The organism is Methanospirillum sp., assembly GCF_028679455.1.
In the GTDB taxonomy this organism is placed as follows: Archaea; Halobacteriota; Methanomicrobia; order Methanomicrobiales; family Methanospirillaceae; genus Methanospirillum.
On the sequence record NZ_JAJRBM010000452.1, the window covers coordinates 1 to 3,329 of the forward strand.

Sequence of the window (3,329 nt, forward strand, 5' to 3'; positions counted from 1 at the left end):
ATTACCAAACAGGTGAAGATCGGATCATCCAGCAGATCCGGAACCGGTTTGGAACTGATTACTGGACGGCTGCATGGGTTCGTGATGCCCTGGGAATATCGCTTACTTCCGGGAAGATGATCCGGTTTCATCACATGGGGATTGTGACCAAGATTAATCAACCGAGTCGTAATGCATTTTCGGTATGGGCATTGAATCTCGAAGCGATTGATTCTCTGGTTCAGCCGGTAAAATACCCGATGAGAACGGAGGTGACAGCGTGACACGAATTAAGATTTTGGATGAAATGTCTCCGTATTTTAATCAGGTCCTTTGTTCGACATTCGATTATTATGATCACAAACACACGGGGGATTCTGATGATCTCTACTATGTAGGGGGTGTAGGGTGGTTTTCATCATCTCAAATTGAGGAGGTGACAGCGTGAGAAGGAAACCGGTAGAGCATGAAGGCCCGTGCTCTATTCTAGCCTGTCCCGGATCCGTCTTTGATAACTCGAGAGGATTGTGGATAACTAAAGTTGATAATCCTTGCAAAACCTGTCCCCCTCGAATGGGTGGTTGCCATAATTGGCATGGGATTTTTGATCATAAAAAACAGGAGATAAACCCTGCATTGTTCAGAGAAACCTATCGTAAATACATGATAGGGGTTGAAGAGGAATTGCAAAGGAGGGTTTAAGATGCAGACTCGAAACTTCTTTATTTTCTTCGGCTGGTGCGGATTTGGCCCCATTAGACAACAACCCGAAGACGGAGATTTTGCATCAGCACTGTTTGAACACGGATACCGATATGGACTGATCAGCATTCGAAAGAAAGGTAGCATATGGAGGTCCCCATGAACGAACTCACTGAACACCTCTGTAACATTCGCAGGGAACAGATCGACGCATTCGACCTCCTCCCCCCTCAACAGTTTGAATCCTGGATAGTAAAGGCCGAAGACCGACTGAAACGGATCAAAGCATCAAAACCCCTTCCCGGTACTGATGACCACATCGAAGCAGATAACATCATCACTAACCTTGACGACTTTCAGCAGCGTCGGGCCGAACTAATCTGGACTCTGGCATACGACCAGGCAGGGGACACCAACCTGATGACCGAGCATGAGGCTGACATCTATCGGGACCTGCTCGGATATGCCAGTGACCTCAAGGGGGGTGATGTCTGATGGGTCTGAGCATACACACCTATGAGTGTTTCAGGAGCATCTGCAAAATCCTCGATGGAGACGGGTTCAGGGTGGTCGACCTCCCTGGAAATAAAACCCTCATCTCCGGACTCAAAAAAACATCTTACATAAAAAAGACCCCCGGAGAAGGGGCGAAAACAGATTATCAACTCACATCGGAAGGCAAACGATACGCAAAGCTCCAGGGGTGGATCTGATGGACGAGTATCTCATCGCGGTCGACCTTGATAACCTCACCGGCATCCACCACACCGCAAGGGCAACGAAGCCGTCAGAGGTCCGGGCATTTCTCGCTCACGTTCGCGAATCGTCAGCAAATCCTCACCGGATTATGATCACCCGATACACACACGACGGGGCAACATCAGCTCCACTGGAGGAAACTACATGACTCATCATACAACCATCATCGTCTGTGGCTGGATTCTCCGGCGTCTAGTCAGAGTATTCGGCATGGAAACATTCAGTATCGCTGCAGCCAGTTCACTTCCGGATCCGGTGTTGCTGGTGCTTGATCAGTATATCAAGGAGGTGCCGGTATGAGTTTTGAGTACTGCTGGATATGCGGCGATCTCACTGGAAGGGCAGGGAGAGGAGAAGATAGTTTGTATGATACCAATGATGAAGGCCCATATTGTGAAGACTGTTGGGACGCAACCGGGGAGGATTACGAATGACTCAACTATCTCTCTTTCCTCCTCCTCCGCCACCAGCACCAACAGCCCGCCACCATCGCGAGTTCACTTCATGGCGTGACGCTGCCGACCATGCCAAGATGTTATCAGATACCGAACTGTGGACCGACATCAGTCTATGGCTCGATGGCTCGTATCACGTCCGGGCGGTGAGGAAATGAAAACCCCCGCAGAGATGAAAAAGATCCTGAAGCGATTGAAGATCCTTCTTTCATCTCAGGAATGTCGGGACCGAAGTGAAGCATTTGCCGCTGAACAAGCCAAGAAAGCATATCAACGGGGAAGATATCCATGAAATCCTCATCATGTAAACAAAAAGGCAGACGGTTTCAGCAAACCGTGGCCAACATTATCAAAGCGTATTTTGACCTCCCTGACCCTGATGCCGTATCCACTGGCATGGGACAGGCCGGGATGGACATTCAGCTCTCATCTGCTGCCAGAGAAGTGTTTCCTTATGCCGTGGAATGCAAAAACACCGAGACCCTGAAGATATGGGAGGCACTGAAGCAGGCTGAAGCCAATGCCCAAAAAGAAGGACTCACCCCTGCACTCTTCTTCACCAGAAACCGATCAGAGGCGTACGTCGCCATCCCGGTAAAAACTTTCATGGACCTTACAGTGAGGAGACAATCATGATAGAAGGATCCTGCAACTTCTGCAAAGAACTAGAACTACATCCCGGCACCATAAACGGTCGACTCGCAAAGCCGACTCATGCCACTTGCAAACTCACCGGAATCCAGATGCCGCTCCGGGGCATCTTGTTTCTGCATGAAGGAGCGTGCCCTAAATGAGTAACTGGTGCGTATCGAGTATGCTAAAGTTCCGGGCGAAGAAGCAGGGCAGCCGGGCAGATGTCGAGGCAGAAGCTGAGCGGATATCACTCGAACTCTGCCTGTATGCTCAGCAAAAGTACCCGGACTATATTTTCAACACCCAGGCTGCCTCGATCATGCAACCGTTATCTGAGCAGGTGAAGGGATGAAAGGGAAATGGGGATGTTCCGATCGTTCTAAAAAGGTTCATTATTTCGTAGATAGTAAGTCTCTCTGTGGTAGATCTACTAATATGCATAATGCAGAGACACCTGAAACACCATGGGATGTTTCAGACCCTATTACCTGCGAAACCTGTAAAGAAATGAAAACTCTATTTGAAAAAGGTCTACGGCCCGTGTTCAATAGTTAATCTAATCCTAACTTGATGAGTCAATATTTGAAGAAAAATTATTAAAAATAAATTTTCAAATCTTTGTAATATCGCCGTTATGATTTTATTTTAAAAATATTTTCCTTTTTAATGGATGTTTCCAATTACGTGGAGTTATTTTATAGACATGGTTTGATTCTTTGTCTGTGGTATCCCATATCCAAATATAATTCGAATAATTCGGTGGAATTATAATATCCTTATATGGAGTAATCTCGGTTATAC

11 protein-coding genes are annotated in these 3,329 nt (G+C 47.3%); all 11 read left to right on the forward strand.

Annotation, left to right across the window (positions count from 1 at the left end; translation table 11 throughout):
- Positions 1–263, forward strand: a 263-nt coding sequence (locus LUQ50_RS15640) for a hypothetical protein (protein WP_300041330.1), incomplete at its 5' end; no start/stop codon positions are given.
- Between the two features lie 577 nt (positions 264–840).
- A complete protein-coding gene (locus LUQ50_RS15645; protein WP_300041332.1) occupies positions 841–1,176 on the forward strand; it encodes a hypothetical protein in 336 nt (111 codons plus the stop codon).
- Positions 1,176–1,394 (forward strand): hypothetical protein, encoded by a 219-nt coding sequence (locus tag LUQ50_RS15650; protein ID WP_300041334.1) that lies wholly within the window; start codon positions 1,176–1,178, stop codon positions 1,392–1,394. The genes LUQ50_RS15645 and LUQ50_RS15650 overlap by 1 nt, the downstream gene beginning before the upstream one ends.
- Positions 1,394–1,588: a hypothetical protein gene (locus tag LUQ50_RS15655; RefSeq protein WP_300041336.1), complete on the forward strand. Its 195-nt coding sequence runs from the start codon at positions 1,394–1,396 to the stop codon at positions 1,586–1,588. Before LUQ50_RS15650 ends, LUQ50_RS15655 begins: the two co-directional genes overlap by 1 nt.
- On the forward strand, positions 1,585–1,740 hold the full coding sequence (locus tag LUQ50_RS15660; protein WP_300041338.1) for a hypothetical protein: 156 nt from the start codon (positions 1,585–1,587) through the stop codon (positions 1,738–1,740). Before LUQ50_RS15655 ends, LUQ50_RS15660 begins: the two co-directional genes overlap by 4 nt.
- Complete coding sequence (locus tag LUQ50_RS15665; RefSeq protein WP_300041340.1) at positions 1,737–1,874, forward strand: hypothetical protein; 138 nt, start codon at positions 1,737–1,739, stop codon at positions 1,872–1,874. The genes LUQ50_RS15660 and LUQ50_RS15665 overlap by 4 nt, the downstream gene beginning before the upstream one ends.
- Positions 1,871–2,053: a hypothetical protein gene (locus LUQ50_RS15670; protein WP_300041342.1), complete on the forward strand. Its 183-nt coding sequence runs from the start codon at positions 1,871–1,873 to the stop codon at positions 2,051–2,053. The genes LUQ50_RS15665 and LUQ50_RS15670 overlap by 4 nt, the downstream gene beginning before the upstream one ends.
- Complete coding sequence (locus tag LUQ50_RS15675; RefSeq protein WP_300041344.1) at positions 2,050–2,187, forward strand: hypothetical protein; 138 nt, start codon at positions 2,050–2,052, stop codon at positions 2,185–2,187. The genes LUQ50_RS15670 and LUQ50_RS15675 overlap by 4 nt, the downstream gene beginning before the upstream one ends.
- On the forward strand, positions 2,184–2,531 hold the full coding sequence (locus tag LUQ50_RS15680; protein ID WP_300041346.1) for a hypothetical protein: 348 nt from the start codon (positions 2,184–2,186) through the stop codon (positions 2,529–2,531). The genes LUQ50_RS15675 and LUQ50_RS15680 overlap by 4 nt, the downstream gene beginning before the upstream one ends.
- Positions 2,528–2,689: a hypothetical protein gene (locus tag LUQ50_RS15685; RefSeq protein ID WP_300041348.1), complete on the forward strand. Its 162-nt coding sequence runs from the start codon at positions 2,528–2,530 to the stop codon at positions 2,687–2,689. Before LUQ50_RS15680 ends, LUQ50_RS15685 begins: the two co-directional genes overlap by 4 nt.
- Positions 2,690–2,709: 20 nt before the next feature.
- Positions 2,710–2,880 (forward strand): hypothetical protein, encoded by a 171-nt coding sequence (locus LUQ50_RS15690; RefSeq protein WP_300041350.1) that lies wholly within the window; start codon positions 2,710–2,712, stop codon positions 2,878–2,880.
- Positions 2,881–3,329 lie beyond the last annotated feature (449 nt).